The 26,568-nt window shown below is 28.9% G+C and carries 29 protein-coding genes and 1 pseudogene; 18 read left to right on the top strand and 12 right to left on the bottom strand.

Annotated features, from left to right (window positions below):
• From L8U04_RS02635 to L8U04_RS02655, 5 genes and pseudogenes are all read left to right on the top strand, one after another.
• Positions 1-486, top strand: a pseudogene (locus L8U04_RS02635) (ketol-acid reductoisomerase); the annotation flags it as partial.
• 28 nt (positions 487-514) lie between these two features.
• Positions 515-1,552 carry a divergent polysaccharide deacetylase family protein gene (locus L8U04_RS02640; protein WP_412175291.1) on the top strand — a complete coding sequence of 346 codons (1,038 nt, stop codon included), beginning with the start codon at positions 515-517 and terminating at the stop codon, positions 1,550-1,552.
• Positions 1,539-2,306: a DNA-protecting protein DprA gene (locus tag L8U04_RS02645; protein WP_263709343.1), complete on the top strand. Its 768-nt coding sequence runs from the start codon at positions 1,539-1,541 to the stop codon at positions 2,304-2,306. The genes L8U04_RS02640 and L8U04_RS02645 overlap by 14 nt, the downstream gene beginning before the upstream one ends.
• A complete protein-coding gene (ruvX, locus tag L8U04_RS02650; protein ID WP_220567240.1) occupies positions 2,303-2,689 on the top strand; it encodes a Holliday junction resolvase RuvX in 387 nt (128 codons plus the stop codon). The genes L8U04_RS02645 and ruvX overlap by 4 nt, the downstream gene beginning before the upstream one ends.
• Complete coding sequence (locus tag L8U04_RS02655; RefSeq protein WP_263709344.1) at positions 2,676-3,569, top strand: RsmB/NOP family class I SAM-dependent RNA methyltransferase; 894 nt, start codon at positions 2,676-2,678, stop codon at positions 3,567-3,569. Before ruvX ends, L8U04_RS02655 begins: the two co-directional genes overlap by 14 nt.
• Positions 3,570-3,756: 187 nt before the next feature.
• Here L8U04_RS02655 and rpsO read toward each other — a convergent pair whose 3' ends face one another.
• Positions 3,757-4,029, bottom strand: coding sequence for a 30S ribosomal protein S15 (gene rpsO, locus L8U04_RS02660; protein ID WP_012661650.1), 273 nt, complete (start codon positions 4,027-4,029; stop codon positions 3,757-3,759).
• Between the two features lie 184 nt (positions 4,030-4,213).
• On the opposite strand from rpsO, the gene L8U04_RS02665 reads away from it, so the two are divergent.
• From L8U04_RS02665 to L8U04_RS02685, 5 genes are read left to right on the top strand one after another with little or no spacing between them, the layout of a single operon-like run.
• Complete coding sequence (locus L8U04_RS02665; protein ID WP_220567238.1) at positions 4,214-4,618, top strand: Rrf2 family transcriptional regulator; 405 nt, start codon at positions 4,214-4,216, stop codon at positions 4,616-4,618.
• Positions 4,611-6,770, top strand: coding sequence for a flagellar biosynthesis protein FlhA (gene flhA, locus L8U04_RS02670; protein ID WP_258107537.1), 2,160 nt, complete (start codon positions 4,611-4,613; stop codon positions 6,768-6,770). The genes L8U04_RS02665 and flhA overlap by 8 nt, the downstream gene beginning before the upstream one ends.
• A 9-nt stretch (positions 6,771-6,779) precedes the next feature.
• On the top strand, positions 6,780-7,832 hold the full coding sequence (locus L8U04_RS02675) for a DHH family phosphoesterase (RefSeq protein ID WP_263709345.1): 1,053 nt from the start codon (positions 6,780-6,782) through the stop codon (positions 7,830-7,832).
• Positions 7,816-8,052: a hypothetical protein gene (locus L8U04_RS02680; protein WP_220567236.1), complete on the top strand. Its 237-nt coding sequence runs from the start codon at positions 7,816-7,818 to the stop codon at positions 8,050-8,052. The genes L8U04_RS02675 and L8U04_RS02680 overlap by 17 nt, the downstream gene beginning before the upstream one ends.
• Positions 8,049-8,678 carry a hypothetical protein gene (locus L8U04_RS02685; protein WP_263659095.1) on the top strand — a complete coding sequence of 210 codons (630 nt, stop codon included), beginning with the start codon at positions 8,049-8,051 and terminating at the stop codon, positions 8,676-8,678. Before L8U04_RS02680 ends, L8U04_RS02685 begins: the two co-directional genes overlap by 4 nt.
• On the opposite strand, the gene L8U04_RS02690 is transcribed toward L8U04_RS02685, so the two are convergent.
• Positions 8,667-8,798: a hypothetical protein gene (locus L8U04_RS02690; protein ID WP_256374638.1), complete on the bottom strand. Its 132-nt coding sequence runs from the start codon at positions 8,796-8,798 to the stop codon at positions 8,667-8,669. The genes L8U04_RS02685 and L8U04_RS02690 overlap by 12 nt on opposite strands.
• Positions 8,799-9,038: 240 nt before the next feature.
• On the opposite strand from L8U04_RS02690, the gene L8U04_RS02695 reads away from it, so the two are divergent.
• The 3 genes from L8U04_RS02695 to dnaK are packed head-to-tail and all read left to right on the top strand — an operon-like array spanning position 9,039 to position 12,212.
• Positions 9,039-9,821 (top strand): HrcA family transcriptional regulator, encoded by a 783-nt coding sequence (locus tag L8U04_RS02695; RefSeq protein ID WP_258107533.1) that lies wholly within the window; start codon positions 9,039-9,041, stop codon positions 9,819-9,821.
• Positions 9,818-10,327 carry a nucleotide exchange factor GrpE gene (grpE, locus tag L8U04_RS02700; RefSeq protein ID WP_263659096.1) on the top strand — a complete coding sequence of 170 codons (510 nt, stop codon included), beginning with the start codon at positions 9,818-9,820 and terminating at the stop codon, positions 10,325-10,327. The genes L8U04_RS02695 and grpE overlap by 4 nt, the downstream gene beginning before the upstream one ends.
• A gap of 22 nt (positions 10,328-10,349) precedes the next feature.
• Entirely contained in the window at positions 10,350-12,212 is a 1,863-nt protein-coding gene (gene dnaK, locus L8U04_RS02705) for a molecular chaperone DnaK (RefSeq protein WP_263659097.1), read from the top strand.
• A 31-nt stretch (positions 12,213-12,243) separates the two neighbouring features.
• On the opposite strand, the gene L8U04_RS02710 is transcribed toward dnaK, so the two are convergent.
• From L8U04_RS02710 to L8U04_RS02720, 3 genes are read right to left on the bottom strand one after another with little or no spacing between them, the layout of a single operon-like run.
• A complete protein-coding gene (locus L8U04_RS02710) occupies positions 12,244-12,897 on the bottom strand; it encodes a DNA/RNA non-specific endonuclease (RefSeq protein WP_263659098.1) in 654 nt (217 codons plus the stop codon).
• Positions 12,894-13,337: a GatB/YqeY domain-containing protein gene (locus L8U04_RS02715; protein ID WP_263659099.1), complete on the bottom strand. Its 444-nt coding sequence runs from the start codon at positions 13,335-13,337 to the stop codon at positions 12,894-12,896. The genes L8U04_RS02710 and L8U04_RS02715 overlap by 4 nt, the downstream gene beginning before the upstream one ends.
• A gap of 10 nt (positions 13,338-13,347) precedes the next feature.
• Positions 13,348-14,307, bottom strand: a complete 960-nt coding sequence (locus tag L8U04_RS02720) for a Ppx/GppA family phosphatase (RefSeq protein ID WP_263659100.1) — start codon at positions 14,305-14,307, stop codon at positions 13,348-13,350.
• 55 nt (positions 14,308-14,362) lie between these two features.
• Here L8U04_RS02720 and L8U04_RS02725 point away from each other — a divergent pair, with 55 nt between their 5' ends.
• Genes L8U04_RS02725 through L8U04_RS02735 form a run of 3 tightly spaced genes read left to right on the top strand, consistent with a single transcriptional unit; the run spans position 14,363 to position 17,791 of the window.
• Positions 14,363-15,130, top strand: a complete 768-nt coding sequence (locus L8U04_RS02725) for a pyridoxine 5'-phosphate synthase (protein WP_263709347.1) — start codon at positions 14,363-14,365, stop codon at positions 15,128-15,130.
• Positions 15,127-16,227 (top strand): 4-hydroxythreonine-4-phosphate dehydrogenase, encoded by a 1,101-nt coding sequence (pdxA, locus tag L8U04_RS02730; RefSeq protein ID WP_263709348.1) that lies wholly within the window; start codon positions 15,127-15,129, stop codon positions 16,225-16,227. Before L8U04_RS02725 ends, pdxA begins: the two co-directional genes overlap by 4 nt.
• Before the next feature lie 43 nt (positions 16,228-16,270).
• Positions 16,271-17,791, top strand: a complete 1,521-nt coding sequence (locus L8U04_RS02735) for an inorganic phosphate transporter (protein ID WP_133318806.1) — start codon at positions 16,271-16,273, stop codon at positions 17,789-17,791.
• Here L8U04_RS02735 and mnmH read toward each other — a convergent pair.
• Genes mnmH through L8U04_RS02770 form a run of 7 tightly spaced genes read right to left on the bottom strand, consistent with a single transcriptional unit; the run spans position 17,786 to position 23,039 of the window.
• The gene (gene mnmH / locus L8U04_RS02740) at positions 17,786-18,769 is read right to left on the bottom strand and encodes a tRNA 2-selenouridine(34) synthase MnmH (RefSeq protein ID WP_263709412.1); all 984 of its coding nucleotides are present in this window, start codon (positions 18,767-18,769) and stop codon (positions 17,786-17,788) included. The two genes, L8U04_RS02735 and mnmH, sit on opposite strands and share 6 nt — an antisense overlap.
• The gene (locus L8U04_RS02745; RefSeq protein ID WP_220567120.1) at positions 18,762-19,250 is read right to left on the bottom strand and encodes an HIT family protein; all 489 of its coding nucleotides are present in this window, start codon (positions 19,248-19,250) and stop codon (positions 18,762-18,764) included. Before L8U04_RS02745 ends, mnmH begins: the two co-directional genes overlap by 8 nt.
• Positions 19,250-19,852: an indole-3-glycerol-phosphate synthase TrpC gene (locus tag L8U04_RS02750; protein WP_133318809.1), complete on the bottom strand. Its 603-nt coding sequence runs from the start codon at positions 19,850-19,852 to the stop codon at positions 19,250-19,252. Before L8U04_RS02750 ends, L8U04_RS02745 begins: the two co-directional genes overlap by 1 nt.
• A complete protein-coding gene (locus L8U04_RS02755) occupies positions 19,837-21,072 on the bottom strand; it encodes a tetratricopeptide repeat protein (protein ID WP_263709349.1) in 1,236 nt (411 codons plus the stop codon). Before L8U04_RS02755 ends, L8U04_RS02750 begins: the two co-directional genes overlap by 16 nt.
• Complete coding sequence (locus L8U04_RS02760; RefSeq protein WP_263659104.1) at positions 21,048-21,419, bottom strand: YkgJ family cysteine cluster protein; 372 nt, start codon at positions 21,417-21,419, stop codon at positions 21,048-21,050. Before L8U04_RS02760 ends, L8U04_RS02755 begins: the two co-directional genes overlap by 25 nt.
• Positions 21,409-22,101 carry a tRNA1(Val) (adenine(37)-N6)-methyltransferase gene (locus L8U04_RS02765; protein WP_263659105.1) on the bottom strand — a complete coding sequence of 231 codons (693 nt, stop codon included), beginning with the start codon at positions 22,099-22,101 and terminating at the stop codon, positions 21,409-21,411. The genes L8U04_RS02760 and L8U04_RS02765 overlap by 11 nt, the downstream gene beginning before the upstream one ends.
• A complete protein-coding gene (locus L8U04_RS02770) occupies positions 22,095-23,039 on the bottom strand; it encodes an NAD(P)-binding domain-containing protein (RefSeq protein ID WP_263673113.1) in 945 nt (314 codons plus the stop codon). Before L8U04_RS02770 ends, L8U04_RS02765 begins: the two co-directional genes overlap by 7 nt.
• 251 nt (positions 23,040-23,290) lie before the next feature.
• On the opposite strand from L8U04_RS02770, the gene L8U04_RS02775 reads away from it, so the two are divergent.
• Both L8U04_RS02775 and L8U04_RS02780 read left to right on the top strand, forming a co-directional pair.
• Positions 23,291-24,541, top strand: a complete 1,251-nt coding sequence (locus L8U04_RS02775) for an MFS transporter (protein ID WP_263709350.1) — start codon at positions 23,291-23,293, stop codon at positions 24,539-24,541.
• Positions 24,538-26,547 carry a CocE/NonD family hydrolase gene (locus L8U04_RS02780; protein ID WP_263664429.1) on the top strand — a complete coding sequence of 670 codons (2,010 nt, stop codon included), beginning with the start codon at positions 24,538-24,540 and terminating at the stop codon, positions 26,545-26,547. The genes L8U04_RS02775 and L8U04_RS02780 overlap by 4 nt, the downstream gene beginning before the upstream one ends.
• Positions 26,548-26,568 lie beyond the last annotated feature (21 nt).

Here is a 26,568-nt window from a genome sequence, read left to right on the forward strand (position 1 = left end):
ATTATAGAAACGACTTTTAAAGCTGAAACTGAAACAGATTTATTTGGCGAACAAGCGGTGCTTTGTGGAGGACTTAGTGCTTTAATCCAAGCTGGTTTTGAAACCTTAGTTGAAGCAGGGTATGAACCTGAAATGGCGTATTTTGAGTGTTTGCATGAAATGAAATTAATTGTAGATTTGATTTATCAAGGTGGTATTGCTGATATGAGATATTCTGTTTCTAATACTGCTGAATATGGAGATTATATCACAGGACCTAAGATTATTACCAAAGAAACTAAAGAAGCTATGAAAGGTGTTTTAAAAGATATACAAAATGGAAGTTTTGCCAAAGATTTTATCTTAGAAAGAAGAGCGAATTTTGCAAGAATGCATGTAGAGCGTAAATTAATGAATGATTCTTTGATAGAAAAAACAGGACGCGAACTTCGCGCTATGATGCCTTGGATTAGTGCTAAAAAATTAGTTGATAAAGATAAAAACTAATTTGAAAACTATAAATAAAAAATACAAAGTGCTTTTAGCGCTTTGTCTTGTTGTAATTGGAATTTTTCTTTTTGCATTTGGAGCTTTGTTTTTAAAAAAAGAAGAAAATAAAGGTTTAGATTACAATCAAACAATAAACAAAAAAGAACCATTACCTATAATAGAACAAGAAAATAATTTTAGTTTTAATGATATAAATTTGACTTTAGAAAATGAAAATTTAGAATTTTTAGATAAAAATATTAGTGAAATTTTAAATTTAAACCCTGTAAATACAGAGTTAAATCAAACTAAAGAAGATAATCAAACTTCAATTTTAGAAGTAATAGATCAAAATACAAGCAAAGAATCAAAAAATGTAGAGCAAAATATATCAGATAAAAGCGAGGATAATAAAACTCAAATTCTAGTACAAAAAAATACCAAGCCTCGTCTAGCAATTATCATAGATGATATGGCAAGTCACACTCATGTAGATATGCTTAAAAAAACAAATTTAAAATTAATCCCATCTTTTTTTCCACCTGATAAACGCCATCCTTATACAGCTGAGTTTGCAAAGGATTTTGACTTTTTTATGGTGCATTTGCCTCTTGCTGCTATAAAATATGACAAGGCAGAATTAAACACTTTACACCCTAGTGATGATATGGAAAAAATAAGCAAGCGCATTGCTTTTGTAAAAGAACAATTTCCAAAAGTAAAATTTATTAACAACCATACAGGAAGTTTATTTACTGCAAATAAGCAGGCTATGGAAAAATTATTTAATGCTTTTAAACAAAATGATTTTATTTTTGTAGATTCAAGAACCATAGGAAATTCTAAAGCTAAAAAATTAGTAAGTCAATTTAATCAGCCTTATATAGCTAGAGATGTTTTTTTGGATAATGAAGATGATATAGCATATATTAAAAATCAACTCAAACAAGCAGTAGAAGAGGCAAGAAAGAAAGGTTTTGCTATAGCTATTGGTCATCCAAGAGAAAAGACTTTTAAAGCTTTGGTGCAAAGTAAAGATTTGTTAAATTCAGTTGAACTTGTATATTTAAATGAAATTTATTGAGAATATTGAAGATTTTAAAAATCTTTTAAATCCACCTTCAAAGATTTATTATAAAGGCAATTTAGAACTTTTAAATGCTAGAAAAGCAGCTATTATAGGTTCTAGAAAAATGAGCGTTTATACTAAAAATTGTCTCATTGAGTTAGTATCTTTGTTAAAAAAGACTAAGGTTTGTGTAGTAAGTGGTGGGGCTTTGGGTGTGGATATCCAAGCAGCTAAAATAGCTTATCCTCAAACTATAGCCATATTTGCTAATGGACTTGATGAGATTTATCCAAAAGCTAATACAAATGAAATTTTAAATATTTATGAAAATGCATTAGCTTTAAGTGAAAATGAAGCAAAATATAAAGCAAAGCCATATGATTTTTTATTAAGAAACAGGCTTATTATTGCTTTAAGTGAGGTTGTTATAATAGCTCAAGCTGATTTAAAAAGTGGTTCTATGCAAAGTGCAAGGCTTGCTTTGAGTATGAATAAACCTATATATGTATTACCTCATAGGAAAGATGAAAGTGAAGGAACAAATTTACTTTTAGCCACAAAAAAAGCAAATTTAATTCATAATTTTGAGGAATTTGCAAAAATGTTTGGAGAGCTTTATCAAGAGCAAAGCGAGGATGATTTGTTAAGCTTTTTAAAGCATGAAAATGATTTAGAAAAAGTTTTGAAAAAATTTGGTGATAGAGTTTATGAATATGAGCTTGAGGGTCTGGTGGAAATTTCTGGAGTGAAAATAAGAGCTTACATATGAATACTTTAGCGTTAGATATAGGTTTAAAGCGTATTGGTGTTGCTTTGTGTATTAATAAAAGCATGGCCATGCCGCTTGAAGCTATCATTAGAAAAAACCGCAATCAAGCAGCAAATGAGGTAAAAAAATACATTAAAGACTATGATGTAAATACTTTGGTGGTAGGAATTCCTTTGGGCGGATCTAGTGAAGATGAAATGCGAAAAAGAATAGAGCATTTCATATCTTTACTTGATTTTGATAAAGAAGTTTTTTTTGTTGATGAGAGTTTTAGCTCTAAAAACGCACAAGAGCTTGGTGTAGTGAATTTAAAGAAAAAAGATGGCAAACTTGATTCTTTAGCTGCATATTTATTTTTAAAGGATTTTTATGGCCTTGCTTGATTTAAATACAGCTTTAGATGAAATTTATACAAAAGAGCAAAAAGAACAAATCCTTCAAAGTTTTAATCAAGAAAAATATGTCAATATTTTTAGAAATTCTTTGCTTATTGACAATGAAAAACTAGAAGAAATTCTAAATGAAAAAAATATAAAATTTGAAAAAATTGATTTGTATTGTTATAAAATACCTAGTATTTTTAAAAGCAAATTAAGCTCAATGAATGCTTTTAATGAGGGTAAGTTTTATATACAAAATTATTCTTCGTATTTATGTGCTAAAACTTTGGGCGTTAAAGCTGGTGAGAGTGTATTAGATATGTGTGCAGCTCCTGGTGGAAAAAGTTTAAATTTGGCCAATTTTATGCAAAATGAAGGTTATTTAGCAAGTTGTGAATTATCTAAAACACGCTTTTTTACCTTAAAAACAACTATGGAAAATTATCAAGTTAAAATTGCAAAATGCTTCTTAAAAGACGCACGCACTATAGGTAAAGCTTGTCCTTTGAAATTTGATAAAATTTTGCTTGATGCGCCTTGTTCAACTTTTGCAAAAATGGGTTTTGAAATACAAAAAAACACAAAAGAAATTAAGAAAATAGCAAATTTACAAAAAAAACTTTTACATTCAGCATTACTAGCCTTAAAACATGGTGGGGAATTGGTGTATAGTACTTGTACATTTTTAAGAGAAGAAAATGAAGCTGTTTTAGAAAATGCGTTAAGAAATGAAAATTTTAAATTAGAATTACTAGATTTTGATTTATTAAATGTTAATTTCATTAATGCGAAAAGTGATGATTTTGACTTGTCATTTGCCAAAAGAGTTTTACCAGATAATTATGCAGATGGGTTTTTTATAGCAAAAGTGAAAAAACATTAAAAATCAATAAAATTAAATGTGAAAAATATTTTTACTCATAAAACTTAAAGTGCTATTTTTAGATACTTAGAAGCTAAAATCACATCGTGAAACTCTTGTGAATAAAATATTGAAATTTTGAAAACTTAAATTAAAGAAGTGGTAAATAACTAAAATAAAATATATTAAAGATAAATAAGCACTAGGCTTATTTATCTCTTAAATTTAATTCGCTGATTAATTTAGAATAAGCTTGATAATCTTTTCTTTTTAGATAAGATAAAAGTCTTTTTCTTTGACCAACAAGCTTTAAAAGACCTAAACGAGAAGAAAAATCTTTTTTGTAGATTTTTAAATGTTCTGTTAAATCTGAAATTCTTGCACTTAAAAGTGCGATTTGAACTTCTGGAGAACCCGTATCTCCTTCTTTTCTAGCAAATTTTGCAACTATTTCTGCTTTTTTAGCCGAATCTAAAGCCATAATAGACCTCCTGAGCGGTATTTAAAATAAAAAGTGCAATTATAACTAAAAAAACAAAAAAAATGCTGAAATTTGAAAAATAAGAAATTTAATATTTAACAACACATATTTTTGATATAATTAAAATTTTTATTTAAAGTTAAAAATAGATATTGTTTATTAATATTTCAATGAAAGGAAAAAAGTGTTATTTACCAAAGCTAGCGAATATGCTTTATTGTCTTTAATTCATATAGCAAAATCCCAAGAACCACAAGATGTAGATACCATGTCAAGTGTTTTAGATATACCAAAAAGTTTTTTGGCGAAAATTTTACAAGCACTTGCTAAAGACGCACTTTTGAAATCTTATAAGGGTGCTAAAGGTGGATTTATGCTTGTTAAAAAGCCAAGTGAATACACTTTAAAAGAAATTATTAATAGTGTAGAGAAAAAATCTATCAATGTATTTGAGTGTAGTAATGGAATTTGTCCTTCGCAAAAAGAAGAAAATTGTAAAATTATGCCTGTGTTGGTGAAGCTTCAAAATAAGATAGATGATTTTTTAGTTTCTATTACTCTAGAGGATATTATTCAAAATAATGGCTAAAAGGGATATTTTTAGCTTAGTATTGCCTTGGATTGCTCCACTTGTTGCACCTATTTTAAAGGCAAAGAGTCTAACTATAGTAGCTGTAATTATTGCAATTTTAGCTATTATTATAGTACCTTTACCAAGTATAGTTTTAGATTTTTTTCTTGCTTTAAGTATAGCAATTTCAGTTTTAATTATTTTAATTTCTTTATATATACCAAAACCTACAGATTTAACAACTTTTCCAACTATGATTTTAATTATTACGCTTTTTAGACTTTCACTTAACATAGCTACAACGCGTATGATTTTAAGCGAGGGTCATCAAGGTCCAGCTGCTGTTAGTGATATAGTGGCAAGTTTTGGTGAATTTGTTGTTGGTGGAAATTATGTTATAGGTATGGTTGTTTTTTGTATTTTAGTTTTAATTAATTTTATGGTTGTAACCAAAGGTAGCACAAGGGTTTCTGAAGTTCAAGCAAGATTTACTCTTGATGCAATGCCAGGTAAGCAAATGGCTATTGATGCGGATTTAAATGCAGGTTTGATTGATGAAAAAACTGCACGTGCAAGACGTCAAGAAATCATAGCTGAGGCAAATTTTTATGGAGCGATGGATGGTTCTTCTAAATTTATAAAAGGGGACGCTGTTGCTGGGATTATCATTACTATTGTAAATTTAATTGGTGGTTTTATGATAGGTTATTTTCAGCATGATATGGAGCTTGGAGAATGTGCCTCAACTTATACTATATTAACAATAGGTGATGGACTTGTTTCTCAAATTCCTGGACTTATAACTTCAACAGCAACTGCTATCATTATCACGCGTGCTAGTAAAGATGAGGATAATTTTGCTGAAGGTTCTATTAATCAGCTTTTGGGAGAATATAAAACACTACTAATTGTAGGTTTTGTTTTATTTATTTTTGCTTTAGTACCTGGTTTACCGCATTTTTCTTTGGGCTTTATGGCTTTGGTATTTTTGGGTCTTGGTTATATGATAAAGCAAGTGCAAGAGGGTAAAATTCAAATTAACGCAATTTCAGCTAAAAAATCTCAAGAAGCTGATGAGCAAGAGCAAGCTAAACCTCAAAAACGCAGCGAAGAAGAAATTTTAAGAGAAGAAGAAAATAAAATCACAGATATTTTAAAATTAGAAATTTTAGAATTAGAATTAGGCTATGGACTTATTAAGTTAGCAGAAAGTGAATTAACAGAGCGTATTAGATCAACAAGACGCAATATAGCTCAAAGTTTAGGCTTTTTAATGCCAAAAATTAGAATTAGAGATAATTTGCAATTAAAACCAAATGAATATACTTTTAAACTCAAAGGTGTAGGTATAGCTAGTGCTGAAATTTATCCTGATAAATATCTAGCTATGGATAGTGGTTTTATCACTGAACCTATCGAAGGTATAGCTACTAAAGAACCTGCTTTTAATTCTGATGCTTTGTGGATAGAATCATCCTTAAAAGATGAGGCAACGCTAAATGGTTATATTGTAATTGATCCAGCAAGTGTGATTTCAACCCATATGAGTGAGCTTATAAAAGCTAATGCTTCAGAGCTTTTAACTAAACAAGAAGTGCAAAATTTATTAGATAAAATCAAAAATGATTATCCTATCGTGGTAGATGATTGTTTAAGGGTTGCTAGCATAGGTTTAATTCAAAAAGTTTTAAAAGCTTTACTTAAAGAGCATATTCCTATTAAAGATATGCTTACAATTTTAGAATCAATTAGTGATATAGCTGAAGTAAGCAAGAGTTTGGATATGATTATTGAGCATGTAAGGGCTTCTTTAGCAAGAGCGATTACAAATTTATATGTGGATGAAAAAGGGCAAATTAGCTTTTATATTTTTGATGCAGCTGCAGCTGCAAAATTAATGGAGCATGTGCAGTTTAAAGATGGTTCGTATCATTTAATGATAAATGTAGCTCAAACTGGTGCTTTGGTAGAAGCTTTAAAAGCTGAACTTGCAAGTGTGGCAAATACAAGAATTAAACCTTTCTTGCTTTGTGTTGAGCCGCAACTTAGAAAATTTATCGCTGATATTTGTTCTAATTTTGGTATTAATATTACGGTCTTAAGTTTTGCTGAGATTGCAGAAAATACTAAATTTGAAACAGAAGGTATTATAAAAGTTGATAATTTATAAAGGAAAAATATGAAAATTTATCATCTTTCACATACGGATTTAGATGGTTATGCTTGTCAGTATGTGCTAGATTTTTATTTTAAGAATTGTTATTTTTATAATTCTAATTATGGTAAAGAGATTAATGAAAATTTTAATGTGATTTTTAAAAATATAGAAGAAGATTTAAAGCAAAATCCTAATGAAGAATTTGTGATTTTAATCACGGATTTAAATTTAACATTAAGTCAATGTGAAGATTTTCAAAAAGCCATAGAAGGCAAAAAAATCAAACTTTTACTTTTAGATCATCATCAAAGTGGCTTAGAATGTATGCAAAAATATCCTTGGTATTTTTTAGATGATAAAAGATGTGCTACTAAGATTGTTTATGATTTTTTTAGTAAATGTTATGGTGAAAATAAGGCTTTGTCAGAATTTGTAGATGTGGTAAATGCAGTAGATATTTGGTTGAGTGAAGATGAGAATTTTGAACTTGGAAAAGTACTACTTGGTATGGTTTCTGGAGCAAAAGAAATCAATAGAGTAATGTTTGCACAAGAAAATATCAAATATCTTTTTTATCTTTTTGATGTTTGTAGAAAATACATTCATCAAAAAAATGCTCATATTAATTTAGATGATGATTTACATGGCTTAAAAAAATCTTTTTTTAAAAAAGAAAATGATGATACTTTAAGCAATTTAATTTCTAAATTTATAGTAGAAAGACTAAGTGTAAATAAAGAAAAATTTAGTATATTTTATAAAGGAAGTAAAGGTTTATTAACTTCAAATATAGGCAATACTTCCGTAATTGGAAATGATTTTTTAATGCAAAATCCTGATTTTGATTTTTTTGTTGATCTTAGTTCGAGAAAAACCTTAAGTTTTAGAGCAAATAATAAAATCGATGTGAGTTTGATGGCTAAAAGTTTGGTCAATGGGGGAGGGCATAAAAATGCTAGCGGTGGATTGTTTGCTGCGTATAAAGATAGCTCTAATTATGATTTTATAAAAGCACAATTTGTAGATTTGATTAAAAGCAAAGAATTAAAGGAAAATAATGAAAACAAATCATGATCTCAAAGAAGAAATAGAAAATTTACAATATGAATTAAGCATAGTTTTAGAGGCAATGCTTTTGTTTGCCGGGGTAAAAAGAGCAAAATTAGAAAAAGCAATTGGACTTTATATTGATTGTATTGATGAGGTTTGTCAAAATACTCAAAAAGAAGGAGTTGATGAGATCTTAGAAGTAGTAGAGTACTTAAAAATTCATCATAAAGATTTATTTGAATGAAAAATTTATTATTGCTTTTTATAGGAATTTTTTCTTATGCAAATATCTATGAAGATTTAAGTGATTTTGCTTATAATAAACAAAACACGCTAAATTTAAGCTCTAGTCAAGCTTTATTTTTAGAATACAAACAAAACAAACAAGCTTGTGTAGATATAGTACTTGCTAAAGATAAGGCTTTTGTGGTTAAAATTTATCCATTGTGTGAAAATTTAAACGAAAAAAGTCTAAATGAATACTTAAATACGCAATTTATAAGTTTATACACTAAAGATTTATCAAAACTAAAAAAAGAAATTGCTGATATTAAAAATATTATGCGCGATTTTATGATTTATTATACCTTGCATCAATCTTTTGCAAATGAAATTAAGAGAATGAATAAAAATGATAAATTACAAGCGTATGAACTAGATGAGAAAAAAGGTGGAAAAATTCTCTACAAGGTCAATAATCAAGCTTGTGTAATTTTTGATTTATATTTAGATGAAAATTTGCAAGCTAGTATGCAAGTAAGTGGAATGGAAAATTTGGATAAAACTTGTATGGAGTTAATCTCATCCCCTGATTTTAAAGACTTATCTTTCACAAAAGAGGGTATGAGAAAATATAAATTAAAAAACTAGTCTAAAAAATCTTAAATAATATAACTTTAAAATTCTACTTAAAGCCATTTTTTTTCTTTCTATATTGGAAAACACATAAGCTTCAAGATCTTGCTTTTCTCTTAAAGTAAGATTTTTCATTATTATAAACCTTTTAAAAAATATTGCTAGACGCAATTATATTATCTTTTCTTTTAAAAAAACTGAAAAATAAGTTTTTATATATTATATATAAATGGCTAAATAAACTTTAGTTATATAGACTAAATAATTTTAAATATTTTTATTTAAAAATAACTTGACATTATTATACTAAAGTTGTATAATTATTTTGTCACTTAAAAACATTGAGTGCTAAAATAAAAAATTTAAGGTTTTATAGTGAAGTCTTATAGTAAAAAAGATTTAATTTTAAAAACTATCATTGAAACCTATCTAGAGGGTAATAACCCTGTGGGTTCTAATGAGTTAAATCATAAAGTTAGCATACCTGCTTCTACTATAAGAGTTTATTTTAAAAAATTAAGCGATGAGGGTGTATTAACGCAACTTCATATTAGCAGTGGTCGCATACCAACTTTTAGTGCTATGAAGGCTTATTGGTATGAGCAACTTTGCGAAGATGAGATTGTGATTAACGATCTTGCATTATTAGAGTTTTTGCTTGATAAGTTTGAAATTTATACCTTAGTTTATGGTGGCGATGAGCTTATTTTACAAGATATTACCAAGGTTAATGATAAATTTATCATACTTGATTTTGGACAAAATGAGTTGGTTTTAAGATTTAGCCAAGATAGTCTGGTTTTCTTACAAAGACTTATAGGACTTGATTTAAAAAGTATTGAAAATTTAGCTTTTAGAGTTGAGTTTAAAGAGTTATTGGAAAAAATAACTATGCTAAAAGAAGCTATGGTTTATTATAGATATAATGAGAGTAAAGCTTATCAAATTTATCAAAATGATGAATTTGCTAAGCTTTTATCTCCTCAAATTGGATTTTATTTTAACGATAAATTGCAATTTGATCCTTTATTTGAAGAGGGTTTTATGGGATTAAAGCTTAAGAGTACATTTTTAGGCAAAGAATCTAATGTGGTTTTTGCTGGTAGTGTGTATTCTGATTTTAAAACAATGTTAAATATTATAAAGGAGGCTGCGTGAGCGAAGAAAAGCAAAATGAGCAAATGCAAGAAGAAGTAGTGGAAAATTCAGAAAATCAAAACAATGAATTAGAAAAACTTCAAGCAGAGTATAATGAGTTAAAAGATACTTATTTAAGAGCAAATGCTGAATTTGAAAATATCAAAAAAAGAATGGAAAAAGAAAAAATTTCAGCAACAATTTATGCAAATGAAAGTTTTGCTAAAGATTTGCTTGATGTAGTTGATGCATTAGAGGCGGCTATTAATGTAGAAGCTAATGATGAATTAAGTTTGAAAATAAAAGAAGGGGTTCAAAACACTTTAGACTTGCTTTTGAAAAAACTTGAAAAACATATGGTTAAAGCAATAGAAGCAAATGGTGAGTTTGATCCAAATTTACATGAAGCGATGTTTCATGTTGAAAGCGCCGATCATGAAAGTAATCATATTGTCCAACTTTTACAAAAGGGCTATATGATGAATGATAGAGTAATTAGATCAGCAAAAGTTAGTGTTGCAAAATAAAATTTAATAAAAAGGATAAAAAATGGCAAAAGTTATAGGTATAGATTTAGGTACAACAAATTCTTGTGTGAGTGTATATGAAAGAGGCGAGAGTAAAGTTATCCCAAATAAAGAAGGTAAAAACACTACTCCTTCAGTAGTTGCTTTTACAGATAAGGGAGAAGTTTTAGTTGGAGATAGCGCTAAGCGTCAAGCTGTGACTAATCCTGAAAAAACTATTTATTCTATAAAAAGAATTATGGGTTTGATGATCAACGAAGAAGCAGCAAAAGAAGCTAAAAATCGCTTACCTTATCATATCACAGAGAGAAATGGGGCTTGTGCGATTGAAATAGCAGGTAAAATTTATACTCCACAAGAAATTTCAGCAAAAGTTTTAATGAAATTAAAAGAAGATGCAGAAGCTTTCTTGGGCGAGAAAGTAGAAGATGCGGTTATTACTGTTCCAGCGTATTTTAATGATGCACAAAGAAAAGCTACAAAAGAAGCAGGACAAATTGCAGGATTGAATGTATTAAGAATTATCAACGAACCAACTGCAGCAGCTTTGGCTTACGGACTTGATAAAAAAGAAAGTGAAAAAATTGTAGTTTATGATTTAGGCGGTGGTACATTTGATGTTACTGTGCTTGAAACAGGTGATAATGTTGTAGAAGTTTTAGCAACAGGCGGTAATGCATTTTTAGGCGGTGATGATTTTGATAATAAATTAATCGATTTTTTAGCAAATGAGTTTAAAGATGAAACAGGTATTGATCTTAAAAACGATGTAATGGCTTTACAAAGATTAAAAGAAGCAGCTGAAAATGCTAAAAAAGAATTGAGTTCAGCTAATGAAACTAATATTAATTTACCATTTATCACAGCTGATGCAAGTGGTCCAAAACACTTAACTAAAACTCTAACAAGAGCTAAATTTGAAAGTATGATTGATGGTTTAGTTGCTGAAACTATTAGTAAAATTAATGAAGTAGTAAAAGATGCAGGGCTTGATAAAAGTGAAGTAAAAGAAATCGTTATGGTGGGTGGTTCTACCCGTGTTCCACTAGTGCAAGAAGAAGTTAAAAAAGCCTTTGGAAAAGAGCTTAATAAATCAGTAAATCCTGATGAAGTTGTTGCAATTGGAGCGGCGATTCAAGGTGCGGTTATTAAAGGTGATGTTAAAGATGTATTATTGCTTGATGTTACTCCGCTTTCTTTAGGTATTGAAACTTTAGGTGGTGTGATGACTAAAATCATCGAAAAAGGTACAACTATACCAACTAAAAAAGAGCAAGTTTTCTCAACTGCTGAAGATAATCAAAGCGCAGTTACTATCAATGTTTTACAAGGTGAGAGAGAATTTAGCCGTGATAATAAATCTTTAGGAAATTTCAATCTTGAAGGAATTCCACCAGCACCTCGCGGTATGCCACAAATTGAAGTAACTTTTGATATTGATGCAAATGGTATTTTAACAGTTAGTGCAAAAGATAAAGCTACAGGTAAGGCTCAAGAGATTAAAATCACAGGTTCAAGCGGACTAAGTGAAGAAGAAATCAACAACATGGTAAAAGATGCAGAGCTTCACAAAGAAGAAGATAGAAAACGCAAGGAGGCAGTAGAAGCTAGAAATGCTGCTGATAGCTTAGTACATCAAGTAGAAAAATCTTTAAGTGAGCTTGGAGATAAAGTAAGCGATGATGATAAAGCAAATATTCAAAAAGCCTTAGATGAGTTAAAAGAGACATTGAAAAATGCTAATGCTTCTAAAGAAGAAATCGAAGGTAAAATGAAAGCTTTAAGTGAAGTTTCTCATAAATTAGCAGAAAATATGTATAAAAAAGAAGAACCAAACGCTCAAAAGAAAAAAGACGATGATGTAATCGATGCTGAAGTTGAGTAAAAACTAAACTAGAAGCCTTGTTGCTTCTAGTTTAATCAATATATTTTTTACAATCTTCCTTAAAATAATTTCTATCAAATCTTGCAAAATTATCATTATTTGGCACTTTATAACATTCAGTGAAATTTTTAGCCTTAAGAATTTTGATATAAAAACTAGGAATGGCTATGTTGTTTTTAATGCGTTTTGGCTTATCATCATAAAGTACTAAATTTAAGACTTCCAATTCTTTATTTTTCTTTGCTAAATATCTTTCTCTTTGTTCGATTTCATTCCAAATTTCTGCATTAATATCTTTTTTTTGCGGAGTGATATTGCTCATTAAAAAAGTGCTAAGTTGGGCTTGTGAGGTTGCATTCATGGATTGATTTGGCACGACATGCCCTCTTGTATAACCACTTCTTAGATAATCCTCCCAATAAGTTCTATACTTTTTAGGAATATTAGTATCATCTTTAAATTTTGGGCGTTTTTTGATGTGTCCTTGATTTAAAATTTTAGCTTCTAGTTTATAAGCAATTGCCTTAGTACCTTTATAATTATAATCATAACAATTAATATAATAATATTTATCCATCAATAAAGAGCAGTCTTTAAAATAAGCTTTAAAGCTAGGATGTAATTCATATTGAGTATAAGCAAAAGAGCTTAAAGCTAAGGCGCAAAGTGTTAAAACTTTTTTCATGCTAAAAGCTTTCTTACCGTTTCATTAAGTCTTTTACCATCAACGCTTGCACCAAAAGCTGTTTTAGCTTCTTTCATCAAAATACCTTGTTCTTTTAAAGAGCTAATTTGTAGTTTTTCTATAAGTTTTTTTAGCTCACTTTCTAATTCCTCATCGCTAAGTTGTTTTGGTAAATAAGCACTTAAAATAGCTACTTCTTGGAGTTCCTTTTGTGCTAAATCTTCTCTAGAACCTTTGCTAAAAGCAAGTGCGGCTTCATTTCGTTTTTTAATCTCACTCGCAATGATTTTATATATTCTTTCATCATTAAGTGTGATTCTCTCATCAACTTCTATTTGTTTAAAGCTAGCATTAAGCGTTCTTAAAGTGTTTCTTTTAAAATCATCTTTATTACGCATAGCTTCTTTGATATCTTCTAAAATTTGATCTTTTAAACTCATTTTTTCTCCTTTAAAATTTGATATTTTTAAAATGTGCTATACACACACCTTCTCTAACACCATCATCAATCACAATGAGCTTTTGCTTATTAAATAAAGCAAAAAGTATCATTGAGCCTGCTATGAGGTATTTTTTTCTATTTTCTCCAAGATAAATTTTAGCTTTTTCTTGTTCTAAATTCCAAATTTTTAATGCAAAATCAAAAAAATCTTTGCGTTTGAGTATTTTACCATTTACACTTTCTTCTAGGTAGTCTTTGTATTTTATGTTTTGTTTATAAGCACAAAGTGTGGTAGGTACTCCTGAATTTAGTATGAAAAAATTTCCTTTTAATTTTATATCTTTACTAAGATTAAAAGCTTTTAAGGCAAGTTGCTTTAAATGCGCAGGGTAGGGGCTTAGATGAATTTTTAATTTTTCATCTTTAATACGCACAAGATTTTGTGGATATTTTTTAAAAAATCTTACATAAACACTTGGTTTTATGGCTTTAAAATGCATTCTTTCATAAAAACTAATGATTCCAAAATCATAACTTTTGCTAAATTTATCATTTGAAATTTCACAAGAAGCACCGCCCAAATCACAATAACTTAAGTCTTTTCTAAAAAGTTTAAGAGCTTTAAGACGCTCTTGCATACCTAAAACGCTTAGTTTTGCTTCTGTTTTTGCATCGATTAATTTTATATCAAGTTTAAATTCTTTTTGAATTTTTTCAAAAATAAGCTTAGTATTTTTTGCTTTTCTAAAAGCAGCTGTGGCGACTGCTTTAGCTTGACTTAAGTTATAATTTTTTTCTTTTAAGATTTTCAAAGCGCTAAAAATTTTTTCTATAGCTTCATCACTAATGGTGTCATTTTGCATATTTTTAGCTGCTCCTATGATAAATTCTTCGCTTTTTAATTTATTAAAATTCTCATCCATCAAAACAGCTCTTAATGTATTTGAACCCATATCAATACCTAGCACTAGCTCTCCTTAAAAAATTTAAAGTATAATAGCAAAAAACTTATAAGGAAAACTTATGCTTTTAGGGGTTAATATCGATCATATAGCAGTTTTAAGAGAAGCTAGAAAAGTAAATGATCCTGATTTACTTGAAGCTGCTATTTTGAGTGCAAATTTAGCTGATCAAATCACTATCCATGTAAGAGAAGATCGTCGTCATGCTAATGAGTTTGATTTAGAAAATATCTTAAAATATTGCAAGTGTGTAGTGAATTTAGAATGCTCTATTGATATGATAGAATATGCTTTAAAATACAAACCCTCGCGCGTTACTTTAGTACCTGAAAAAAGACAAGAGCTTACAACAGAAGGTGGTTTAAATTTAGACAATAAAAAACTACAAGAAGCCATTAATGCTTTAAAACAAGAGCAAATTGAAGTTTCTTTATTTATTGATCCAAATTTAGAAGATATTAATAAATCATCTTCTTTAAATGCTGATTTTATAGAGCTTCATACAGGATTGTATGCTAATATTTATAATGCATTATATACCAATATCAATCAAACTTCCTATGCATTGCCTGAATTAATTTTAAGTAAAAATGAACTCAAAAAGCTTTTAGAAAATGAACTCCAAAGATTAAAACAAAGTGCGAGTTTGGCTAAGGGTTTAAATTTAAGAGTGGCAGCTGGTCATGGGCTTAATTATAAAAATGTAAAAAATATTGTGGATATTTTAGAAATAGAAGAGTTAAATATAGGTCAAAGCATAGTAGCAAGATCGGTTTTTGTAGGCTTAGAAAAAGCTATATTGCAAATGAAAGCTTTGATTAAAAGATGAAAAAAATTGCTATTAGTATAGGAGATTTAAATGGTATAGGTATGCAAATTTTATTAGCTTGTCATGATGAGCTAGTAAAAATTTGTGAGCCATATTATTTTGTGCATTATGAATTATTTCAAAAAGCAAATAAACTTTTAAAAATAAATCCTAAATCTAAAATCAATTTAGTTGAAATTTCTAATGCTTTAAAACCACATTTTGCCTTTAAAGAAGAAAAAGAAAATTTTTTAATTTATGAGTTTTCATATCAAGCTAGTAAAATTATTGATTTTGATTTTGAGTTAAATCCTGCAAATTTAGACGCTAAAAGTGGAGCTTATTCTTTTTTAAGTTTTGAAGGAGCTAGTTATTGCACACATTTATTTTTAGATGCTTTAGTAACTTTACCGATTAATAAAAAAACTTGGCAAATGGCAGGAGTGAGCTATAAAGGTCATACTGAAGCACTAAGAGATTTTTTCAAACAAGATGCTATTATGATGTTAGGGTGTGATGAGCTTTTTGTGGCTTTATATACTGAACATATGCCTTTAAGAGATGTTTATAAAGAAATTAAGGCTTTTGAGCTTGCGCAATTTTTAATTAATTTTTATCAATGCACTTTATTTGAAAAAATTGGAGTTTTGGGTTTTAATCCTCATGCAAGCGATAATGGCGTAATAGGTGGAGAGGAAGAGCAAGAAATAAAAAAGGCCATAAGAATGGCAAATGTATTTTTAAAAGATCATGCATTAAATTTACAAAATTTAGAAAATGAATATTTTTTAAGTCAAAAAGAAAAAGAGTTTTCTTATAAGGAAAATATTTTTTTAAGTGAGCCTTTAGTGGCCGATAGTGCTTTTACTCCTTTTGCATTAAGTAAATGCAAGTATTTAGTCAGTATGTATCATGATTTAGCTTTAGCACCTTTAAAAGCTTTGTATTTTGATAAAAGTATTAATGCGAGTTTAAATTTACCCATAATTCGAACTAGTGTTGATCATGGAACAGCTTATGATAGGGCTTATAAAAATGAAAAAATAAACTTACAAAGTTATATGCAAGCAGTAAAATCTGCTTTACAATTTTTACAAATCAAAGAAAAAAATAAGTAAAAGTTACTAAAATATTCTTAAAATAATTTCTTAAGGAGAATGCTTGAGTAAAGACAATACCATTGCATTTTTTATTTTTATTGTAAGCGTTTTGTGTTTTTTTGTTTGGGGTTATAATTACATTCCTAATAATTCCATGATATTATTTATTCTTGCTAGTGTATTTGGAATTTTTATGGCCTTTAATGTTGGCGGTAATGATGTTGCAAATTCATTTGGCACTAGCGTGGGAGCTAAGACAGTTACTATCAAGCAAGCTTTAATTATTGCAGCAGTATTTGAATTAAGTGGGGCTGTGTTTGCAGGTGGGGAAGTAACTAATACTATAAGAAGTGGTATAGTGGTTTTACCAGATAGTGTTGATCCTATGGTGTTTGTATGTGTTATGCTTTCAGCTTTGCTAAGTTCAGGTATTTGGTTATTTATAGCAACAAAAAAAGGACTTCCAGTTTCTACTACTCATAGCATTATAGGTGGTATTGTAGGTTCAAGTATAGCTATGGGGTTTGTATTTTTTGATCAAGACCAAGCTTTTTCTATGGTAAATTGGAATGGTATTTATAAAATAGCTATGAGTTGGGTTATTTCTCCTTTACTTGGTGGACTTGTGGCGTATTTAATTTATGCTTATATTTATAAAAAAATACTTCAACCTTCGGCTTTGATTAATATGCAAATAAAAGAAATTAAAAAAGAAAAAAAAGAGTTTAAAGAAAATTTTTTTATCAATTTAAAAAACAAAAGTCAAGAAGAGCAAATTAAAGAATTAAGTGCCATTGTTTTAGATGATGATGAAAAAAGAAGTGAATATAAGTTAAAAATTAAAGAATTAAAAGAAAAAGAAAAAAATATAGATGTTTTTTCTAAAATGAAATTCCATGTTCCTTTGGTTGCAGGGATAGCTGCTTTAATAATAGCGTCAATGTTTTTATTTAAAGGTTTAAATAAAGTTTCTACTTTAGATATGGTGCAGAATTTATGGATAGTTTCTATTATTTCTATTTTTGCTTATATAGTTACTTTGGCTGTTGTAAGATTGATGAAAAAAACTGAAGTAAATAAAACTATAGAAAAGATTTTTTCGTGGTTTCAAATTTTTACTGCTTCTAGTTTTGCTTTTTCGCATGGAGCTAATGATATAGCTAATGCTCTTGGGCCATTTGCTGCGATTTTAGATGTGCTTAAAAACAACACCATTAATCCAAGTTCGCCAGTGCCATTTGCTGTAATGCTTATGTTTGGTATAGCTTTGGTTATTGGACTTTGGTTTTTAGGTAAAGAAGTTATTCAAACTGTTGGTTCAAAACTAGCAGAAATTAAGCCAACAACAGGCTTTAGTGCTGAACTTGGTGCAAGTATTGTTATACTTTTAGCAACTCAACTTGGAATTCCAGTTAGCTCAACCCATATTTTAATTGGTGCTATTTTAGGTATAGGGGTGTTTAATAAAGATGCTAAATGGGGTATGATGAAACCTATTGGCTTAGCTTGGGTTATTACTTTACCAGTTGCTGGAATTCTTTCAAGTATTATTTTTGTAATTTTTGTAAATATAATCTTATGAGTTTAAACTCATAAGATATTTTTTAGCTTCATTTAAATTAGAGCTATTTATAAAATAATCAATTTTTGCAGGTTTTTTATATACTTTATCATAATATTCAAAAAGCATTTTTACACAAAGTTCTAAATTATCCTCTTCATAATTTTTACAAAGTTTTATCTTGAAGTCTTTACTGATATAGGGTGAGATTTTCTCAACACATTGATAAAACACTTTTTTATCCATTGGAGTATAGTTTTTTAAAGCTCTTTGAATGCGTAAATTTATATCACACTCGCACCAAATTTTCTTAGCTTTTTGCATACTATTATATAAATTTAGCGGGATAGTTAAATTTCCAATTTGTCTGCTTTCAGCTTCTATAAAACAAGTTTTGTGAGTATAATCTTTTAAAAAATAAAACAACTTATCTTCAAAGGCTTTTTGGCTTGGTTGTTCTCCATAAATTTTACCAAAACTTGATCCTTGATGGTTGGCTAGTTTTTCTAAATCTAAAGCATTATCTAAAATTTGGATTAAATCACTTTTGCCACTTGCTGTATTACCACAAAGACATAAAAACTCAATATTTAAATCTTTAGTAAAAAACTCACTCACATAACTTCTATAAGCTTTATATCCACCTTCTAATCTTACAACCCTATAACCAAGTTCAGCTAAGATTAAAGCAATAGCTTTTGATCTTTTACCGCCTCTTGCGCAATAAATTCCCACCAAAGAACCTATTTTATAATTTTGATAAAGTTTATTAATATGTTCACTCATATTTTTACAAATATAACTTGCGCCTTTTGCTTTAGCTAAGCCTTTATTTTTCTTATAAAGTGTGCCTATTTCTTCAAATTCATTATCATTTAGTGCGTAGTAATTTTGCGCAGATTTTATATGAGCAAGTTTGTATTCTTTGGGACTTCTTACATCAATTAAAAGATCAAAATTAAATTTTAAAAAATTTTCAAAATCAACTTCTTTATACATAATCTTTAAAAGCTTTGCATAAGGTGGTATAAACTTTTTCCAAATCACTCCCACAAACTCTAGTTTGTCCTATGGTAGTGATAAAATTTGTATCCCCTTGCCATCTTGGGATTAAATGATAATGACAATGCGGCGCTATGCCAGCTCCTGCTGCACTGCCTAAATTCATACCTATATTAACACCCTTAGCATGAAAGTTTTCTTTTAAAATTTTAACTCCAATACGCACAAAATGGCTAATTTCTAGCCATGTATCATTATTTAAATCTTCTATATTTTCTAAATGATCATAAGGGATAATCATGAAATGACCCGGACTATAAGGGTATTTATTCATAATGCCAAAACATTCTTTAGCTCTAAAAATTACCCCAAGTTTTTCATCTTCATTGAGTTCATACTTACAATGACAAAAAGGGCAAAAATTTTTATCTTTATTATTAAAATAAACATCCCTCCAAGGTGCGTATAAATACTCCATCAACTCTCCTTTATGCAAGCATGCAGATTTTTGATATTTTTACTTATAAGAGCTTTATTTTTTGGTATCAAAGGTAATAGCTTTTCATCTTCTAATAAAAAAATTCTAGCTCCTGCTAAAATAGCATTATTAAGATCGCTTTTGCTTTCAATATAAAAAATGGCTTCTAAGCCAAGATGTATTGCAAAATTATAAAGTTTTTTTAGTTGCATAGTTTTTAGCATTTTAGGAAATACAATAAACGCATCAGCCCCATATACTAAGCTTTCTAAAATTTGATATTCATCAAAAATAAAGTCAAATTGCACAATGGGTTTTTCATGATAGCGTCTAAAAAGACTTAAATTTTGTATGTCTTGATTAAGCAAAGGACTTGTTGGTAAAACGATAGCATCAAAATTTTCATGATTAAAATTTAAATCTTTGGAGTATAAAAAATGCGAAAGTTTTCTTTCAAGCAAAAGTGTGTAAATATCTTTAGGATAAAAAGCATTAGAAGCTAGGCTTCTGCCTAGCATATCATAAGGAAAAATTTCTTTTTTATTTTCTAGAATTTTTTGTGTTTTTGAAAAATGATCTTTTAAATCTATTGTTTTAAACATTTTTCAATGGCCTTTAAGTGATCTTTGCTTTCTTGGGAATTTGCAAATTCTTTATCGTGGAATGTTTTTTGTAAAATTTCATAAGCTTTTTTGCAATTTTTAAGTTTATAATAGCCCCAAGCTAAAGAGTCTAGGTAGTAAAGATTTTGTGGTTCTTGTTCAAGTGCCCAGCCTACTAATTCTATGCCTTTTGCAATATCAATATCATATTCGATTAAGACATAGCCATAGTAGTTTTGATATAAAGCATCGCTACGCACATCTACACTTTGTTCAAATTTTTTCATAATAGAAGCTAGAATTTTTGGATCCGTGATTTTTTTACTTTTAGAATCCATATAAATTTCAAATTCTAAAACCCCTGCCATAGAAAGGTATTTTTTATCTTTGCTAAGTTCATAATGTTTTAAAGCTATTTCATAAGCTTTTTTATAATTTTTTGTTTGTGTATATAAGAAAATTTTAGTATCAGGATCTATGTTGTATTGTTGGACTAAATTTAGAGCTTGTTTATAATTTTTTTCTTGCACTAGTAATTCTATTATAGCATATATATATTTAATATCATTGTTGAGTTTATATAGTTTTTCAAGGGTTTGAATGCTTGCCTTATTGTTTTTTTGCTCTTGATAAATTTTTAAAAGTAGGGTGCATGTTTTAAGAGTGCATTGTGAATTTTTTACAAATTCTTCTAAAGCTTTTTTAGCTTGATCAATATTTTTATTTTTAATATTAATTTCAACTATTTTAAGTAATAAATTTTCATGTTCAAAAAGCTTATAAGCAAGATTGTATTGCTCTAAAGCTTTGGTGTATAAAGCTTTTTTAGCAAAAATATCACCTAGTATTTCATAGTTTCTATAATCTTGCTCTTCTTTAATGAGTTTATAAAGTATAGTTTCGGCTTGTTTATAATCTCCTATTTCAAAAAAATGCAAAGCATTTAATCTTGCAATGGCTGTATGATTTAAAAATTCTTTAGAGGCTTTTAAAAGTTCATCTTTTTGTTTTAAGTTAGCACCCAAAGCTAAAAGCAATGCTTTTTGTAAATAGATACTTTCATTATTTTCATGAAATAAATTTGTATAAATATCACATGCTTTTTGAAACTGTCCATGTTCTTCATAAATGAGTGCTTGTAAGATTTTATCTTCGCTTTTAGCCAAAGCAAGGTTTGTTAGGATAAAAACGATAATTAGTGAAAGCAAACCCCTATACATTCTTCTTTCAACTCCTCTTTGTGTGTTTTAAAATACTCCCAAAATGGAAAAGTTTTACATTGTTTTGGTCTATGCTTGTAAATTAAACATTTTTTATACATTGTATCAAAAAAAATACAACGATAGCCATTTTCATGCTTTACTTCTTTAAAACTATATTTAAATCCAACTTTGATAAGGTATTGTTCTTTAAAGGCTTCAAAGTTTAAATTTAAAAAAGCAGCAATAGCTTCTAGCTCTTCTTTGCTAGCATAGATATATCCACTTTCTCCAGTGCAGCATTTTCCACCGCATATTTTACAAGCATTTTCATCAAAAGAATAATCAAAGTTTTTTTCACATATCATAGCTTATAGTTCCTGTATTTTCATAAATTTCGCTAATTTTTGGATTTAAAACATTATTTTCATACATAAAAAGCGTAGGCATTATCACACAAGGGCTTTTATTATTTTTTTTAATATGCATTAAAACAAGCCTTGCATTAGTTTGTGTATTGGTGTGAATGCATTGAAGAGAAACTAGCTTTAATTTAAATTGCTTTAAATAAGCACAAATTTCATCTAAAAAACTTGCCTCATAGCACATAAAAAAACTACCATTTGGCTTGATTAAAGTATTTATTTTAGCAAACATCTTCTCAAGTGGCATAAATTCTTGATATCTTGATATACATAAATGCAAATCTTGGCTTTTTTGTGTATTTTTTTTATAAAATGGAGGATTAGAGATCAAAAAATCAAATTTTATATCACTTTTATAGTTTAAAAAGTCTTCGCAAATGCTTTGAATTTCAAGTTTATTTTCTTTAGCATTTTTATAACTTAGTTTGATATTTTGCTCTTGAATATCTAGTAGATAAACTTTTGAATTTGGAAATTTTTGCTTTACTAAAAGTCCTAAAATTCCACATCCACATCCTATATCAAGGATATTTCCTTTTAAGTTATTTTTAGATAAAAAGTCAAAAAGTAAAAGGCTATCATTATTATAACGATAGCCTTTTGAATATTGAAAGAGTTTTAGCATTTATAAAGATGATCGCAGATTTTAAATGAATCATTTAAACCCACTACAATAGAAGCTCCGTTTTTACTCGCTATATCGCCTGCTACGAATAATCCTTTTACATTGCTTTCTTTATTTTCATCAAAGCTTGGCACACCTTTTTCATCAACTTCTATAGAGCATTTTTGTAAGAAATCAAGTGGGGTTGAACCACCAATAGCATAAATAATGCGATCATAAATTTCACTTGTATTGTTAGTGAAATTTACTTTAGCTTTACCATTTTCATCTTCAATACCAGTTATATCTATGCCGAGTTTTGCTTTTACACTGCCTTGCTCAAAAGCTTTTTGAATATCTTCAAGATTAATATCATTTAATCTTGAGAAAGTTTCTCTTCTATAGCAAAGTGTAACATCGTTATTTTTAGCTAAATCTATAGCGTATTCTGCTGCTGAATTTCCACCGCCTACAACTAAGATTTTTTCACCTTGGCTTGCTGAATTTGCATTAAAATTGATGATTTTTGTTAAAGTTATAGGTAAAGTATAGCTTGGTTTATTTGGCTTACCCATTCTACCTATAGCAATAACTGCATTTTTACAAATATAATTTTCATTTGCAGTGCTAACTATGAAATTTTCTCCATCTTTTTTAACACTTTCAACTTCACTAGAAAGCTTTACTTCAAGATTGTGCTCTTTAATGGCATTTTGGAAAGTTTCTATTGTGCTTTCTCTGGTTCCATCTTCAAAATTTATATGCCCGTGATTTGTGCTATCACAACCTTTATAAGCTTTGTCTACTCTTTTACCTTCTTTGTAAAATTTTACTAAGGTTTGACAAATCGCATCAGCTTTTTCTAAAACAATAACTTCTTTATTTTTTATTTTAGCTTCTACTCCCGCTGCAATACCTGCAGGGCCAGCACCAATAACTACCATATCAAAAATTTTCATTATTTCCCTTTTTTAATTTTTAGTTTATGTAAATGTATCAAAAAAACAATAATAAAAAATAAAAAACAGAAATTATTTTTATTTTGTAAATAAATTTTTTATGCTTATAAATTATTAAATTAATAAAATTTTATAATAAAGTAGATTAAAATGTGTAAAAAATATATTATTATAATATTTTTTGCATAAAATCACTTATATAAAAGCAAAAAAATATAAAAATTATATATAGTATGCAAAAGGAGTTTTTGATGGGACAAAATACAGGACAAAGTTTAAAAAATAATTTTTTAACATTATTGTTATTATCCTTTTGCGGATCTATTATTTATGGTTTGCCTTATTTTAGAAAGTATTATTATGATGATTATATGAGTCTTTATCATTTAAATAATTTTGAAATGGGGCTTTTAGGTAGTGCTTATGGATTGCTTGGTTTGTTTTCTTATGCTTTAGGAGGTTATTTAGCAGATCGTTTTGCACCAAAAAAGTTATTGATTTTTTCTTTAATTGCTACAGGACTTGGTGGTTTATTGCATTTATATTTTACTTCTTTAAATGCACTTTTGATTATTTATGGAATTTGGGGGATTACCTCATTATTAACTTTTTGGCCTTCTTTGATGAAAATAGTAAGGAGCTTAGCAAATTCTAAAGAACAAGCAAGGGCTTATGGAATTTTTGAAGGCGGTAGAGGAGTTGTTGGTGCTGCACATTTGGCTATAGCTACGAGTATTTTTGGATATTTTCAAACAAAAGCCTTAGCCGCACAAGGTATAGAAATGGTTATTGTGTTTTATTCTATAGCTCCTATTGTAAGTGCTATTTTATTGTTTTTTCTTTTGAAAGATGATATTAATGAGCAAAGTGAGAAGATTAAAATCAAAGACTTGGTTTTTCTTTTGAAAAATTCTGCTCTTTGGCTTGTGGTTGCTATTACTTTTTGTACATATTTTTTTAACATGAGTTTTTATTATTTTACTCCTTATGCAAGCAATGTTATAGGAACTTCTGCTGTTTTTGCAGCTATTTTAACGGTATTGGCTCAATATATTCGTCCGGTTTCTTCTGTAGTGGGTGGATTTATAGCAGATGGATATGGAAAAGCTAAAATAATGATGATAGGCTTTATTTTAATGGGAATTGGTGTTGTTTTTTTAATGCTTAGTTCAAAATTAAATGGATTTTTACAAATGAGTGTTTTAACTTCTGCTTGTGTCATAATTTATATAGCTATGTATTCTAATTTTGGAATTTATTATTCTTTACTTAGTGAGGGAAAAATTCCTATACATTTAGCGGGTATGGCTATAGGTATTGTATCTACTTTTGGGTATTTGCCTGAAGTTTTTGCACCATTACTTGCTGGAGATTTATTAGATAGATACCCAGGTGTAAAAGGTTTTCATATATATTTTACCATCATGATAGTTATGGCTATTTTGGGTGTAATGTTTTGTTTGATTTGGATTAAAAAATACAATAAAAAGGAGATGAAATGAAGGAAATTGTTTTTAACTTTAAAAACAAGGTTAGAGTAATAGAAAATGAATGGATAGTTTTAAAAGATGGCACTAAGCTTTCATCACGAATTTGGCTTCCTCAAGTAAAAGAAAAAGTTCCTGCTATATTAGAATACATTCCTTATAGAAAAAATGATGGAACAAGGGGTAGAGATGAGCCTATGCACGGATATTTTAGTGGTAATGGCTATGCGGTTGTTAGGGTTGATATTAGAGGAAGTGGGGAATCTGATGGTTTATTAGAAGATGAATATTTAAAACAAGAACAAGATGATGCCTTAGAAGTCATTGAGTGGATTGCAAAGCAAGAATGGTGTGATGGGAATATTGGTATGATGGGTAAATCTTGGGGTGGCTTTAATTCTTTACAAGTTGCAGCAAGAAGACCTAAAAATTTAAAAGCAATTATAGTAGTAGGTTTTACTGATGATAGGTTTAATGAGGATATTCATTATAAAGGCGGATGTTTGCTTAATGATAATTTTTGGTGGGGTAATATCATGCTTGCATATCAATCACGCTTTGTTGATCCAAAAATTGATCCAAATGGTAGAAAAAAATGGCTCAATAGGCTTGAGAATATGCCTTTATGGCCCACATTATGGCTTGAGCATACTTTAAAAGATGATTATTGGAAGCATGGATCTGTTGGGGAAAATTATGATGATATACAAGTCCCTGTTTTTGCATTAGATGGATGGGCTGATTCTTATACTAATCCTGTTTTTACTCTAATGAATGGTTTGAAAGTTCCAAAAAAAGCTATCGTTGGTCCTTGGGCTCATGTTTATCCTCATGATGGCTTACCTTTGCCTGCAATGGGTTTTTTACAAGAAGCACTTAAATGGTGGGATAAATGGCTTAAAAATGAAGAAAACGATGTGCTTGAAGCTCCTATGATACAAGCATATATTGAAAATAGCTCTAAGCCAAATTCAAAAACAGAGAAAGTAGAAGGTCGTTTTGTTGCTTTAAATGATTTTAAAAATGATATTAGCTATAAAAGATACTATTTAAATCCGCATAAATTAACATGTAAAAAATCAAGTGAATTTATCAAAATTAACACTCCATTAAATCATGGGCTTTTATCAGGAGAGTGGATGGGAGCTGGTGTTTTAGGAGAAAGTCCTAGCGATCAAAGGTTAGATGATGGGATGGCAGTTGTTTTTGAAAGTGATTTTTTAGAACAAGATTTAGATGTCTTAGGCTTTCCTATGTTAAATGTAAAAATTGCAAGCGATCAAGAAAAAGCTATGCTTTTTGCTCAACTTAGTGAAGTTAGAGCTGATGGTTTTGTAAAAAGAGTAAGTTATGGAGTAATCAATCTTGCATTAAGTGATAATAAAGAGCAATTTATACCTTTAAAAAAAGATGAATTTATCCAAAAGCAAATCAAACTTGATGCTTGTGGATATAGATTTGCCAAGGGTTCTAAGATAAGATTATCATTAGCAAATTCTTTTTGGCCTATGTTTTGGCCTATGCCAAAAATTTCAACCTTGACTTTAGATTTAAATGAGTGTGAATTTAATTTACCATGTTTTAATGGTCAAGATAGCGATAAAATCAATATGCAAGCACAAAGTGCTCCTTTAACCCCAATAACACTTTTAGAAGAAGGTAGGGTAGATAGAAGCATTTCTTATGATATTTTAAACGATACTTGGACTTGTATTACAGATGGTGTTGGCGGGGTTTTTGGAGAAGGTGTTTATAGATTTGATGAGGTTGATGTTTTAGTAAAGCATAATTTAAAAAGAGAATTAAAACTTCAAAATGAAAACCCATTAAGTGCAGAATATACCATTACTCAAACAATGCAAATAGGACGCGAGGGTTGTATGATGGAGGCGGATATAATCTTAACACAAACTAGCGATTTGGAGTATTTTTATATTAAGGGAAAATTAGTAGTTAAGGAAAATAATAAGCTTGTTTTTGATAAAAAATATGATTGTAAAACTAAAAGAAATAGTTTATAAAATTTCCCAAAGTAAAATTTA

This window comes from Campylobacter sp. IFREMER_LSEM_CL908 (assembly GCF_025771545.1).
Taxonomy (GTDB): domain Bacteria; phylum Campylobacterota; class Campylobacteria; order Campylobacterales; family Campylobacteraceae; genus Campylobacter_D; species Campylobacter_D lari_D.

Excerpts from the sequence above, each read along its gene's own strand:
- L8U04_RS02780 (WP_263664429.1), top strand. The coding sequence starts at position 24,538 with ATGAAGGAAATTGTTTTTAACTTTAAAAACAAGGTTAGAGTAATAGAA.
- L8U04_RS02715 (WP_263659099.1), bottom strand. The coding sequence starts at position 13,337 with ATGAGTTTAAAAGATCAAATTTTAGAAGATATCAAAGAAGCTATGCGT.
- L8U04_RS02725 (WP_263709347.1), top strand. The coding sequence starts at position 14,363 with ATGCTTTTAGGGGTTAATATCGATCATATAGCAGTTTTAAGAGAAGCT.
- L8U04_RS02775 (WP_263709350.1), top strand. The coding sequence starts at position 23,291 with ATGGGACAAAATACAGGACAAAGTTTAAAAAATAATTTTTTAACATTA.
- L8U04_RS02755 (WP_263709349.1), bottom strand. The coding sequence starts at position 21,072 with ATGTATAGGGGTTTGCTTTCACTAATTATCGTTTTTATCCTAACAAAC.
- L8U04_RS02770 (WP_263673113.1), bottom strand. The coding sequence starts at position 23,039 with ATGAAAATTTTTGATATGGTAGTTATTGGTGCTGGCCCTGCAGGTATT.
- L8U04_RS02685 (WP_263659095.1), top strand. The coding sequence starts at position 8,049 with ATGAAAAATTTATTATTGCTTTTTATAGGAATTTTTTCTTATGCAAAT.
- L8U04_RS02750 (WP_133318809.1), bottom strand. The coding sequence starts at position 19,852 with ATGTTTAAAACAATAGATTTAAAAGATCATTTTTCAAAAACACAAAAA.
- pdxA (WP_263709348.1), top strand. The coding sequence starts at position 15,127 with ATGAAAAAAATTGCTATTAGTATAGGAGATTTAAATGGTATAGGTATG.
- L8U04_RS02690 (WP_256374638.1), bottom strand. The coding sequence starts at position 8,798 with ATGAAAAATCTTACTTTAAGAGAAAAGCAAGATCTTGAAGCTTATGTG.
- dnaK (WP_263659097.1), top strand. The coding sequence starts at position 10,350 with ATGGCAAAAGTTATAGGTATAGATTTAGGTACAACAAATTCTTGTGTG.
- L8U04_RS02655 (WP_263709344.1), top strand. The coding sequence starts at position 2,676 with ATGGCCTTGCTTGATTTAAATACAGCTTTAGATGAAATTTATACAAAA.
- L8U04_RS02765 (WP_263659105.1), bottom strand. The coding sequence starts at position 22,101 with ATGCTAAAACTCTTTCAATATTCAAAAGGCTATCGTTATAATAATGAT.
- ruvX (WP_220567240.1), top strand. The coding sequence starts at position 2,303 with ATGAATACTTTAGCGTTAGATATAGGTTTAAAGCGTATTGGTGTTGCT.
- rpsO (WP_012661650.1), bottom strand. The coding sequence starts at position 4,029 with ATGGCTTTAGATTCGGCTAAAAAAGCAGAAATAGTTGCAAAATTTGCT.
- L8U04_RS02710 (WP_263659098.1), bottom strand. The coding sequence starts at position 12,897 with ATGAAAAAAGTTTTAACACTTTGCGCCTTAGCTTTAAGCTCTTTTGCT.
- L8U04_RS02680 (WP_220567236.1), top strand. The coding sequence starts at position 7,816 with ATGAAAACAAATCATGATCTCAAAGAAGAAATAGAAAATTTACAATAT.
- mnmH (WP_263709412.1), bottom strand. The coding sequence starts at position 18,769 with ATGTATAAAGAAGTTGATTTTGAAAATTTTTTAAAATTTAATTTTGAT.
- L8U04_RS02675 (WP_263709345.1), top strand. The coding sequence starts at position 6,780 with ATGAAAATTTATCATCTTTCACATACGGATTTAGATGGTTATGCTTGT.
- flhA (WP_258107537.1), top strand. The coding sequence starts at position 4,611 with ATGGCTAAAAGGGATATTTTTAGCTTAGTATTGCCTTGGATTGCTCCA.
- L8U04_RS02760 (WP_263659104.1), bottom strand. The coding sequence starts at position 21,419 with ATGATATGTGAAAAAAACTTTGATTATTCTTTTGATGAAAATGCTTGT.
- L8U04_RS02745 (WP_220567120.1), bottom strand. The coding sequence starts at position 19,250 with ATGGAGTATTTATACGCACCTTGGAGGGATGTTTATTTTAATAATAAA.
- L8U04_RS02645 (WP_263709343.1), top strand. The coding sequence starts at position 1,539 with ATGAAATTTATTGAGAATATTGAAGATTTTAAAAATCTTTTAAATCCA.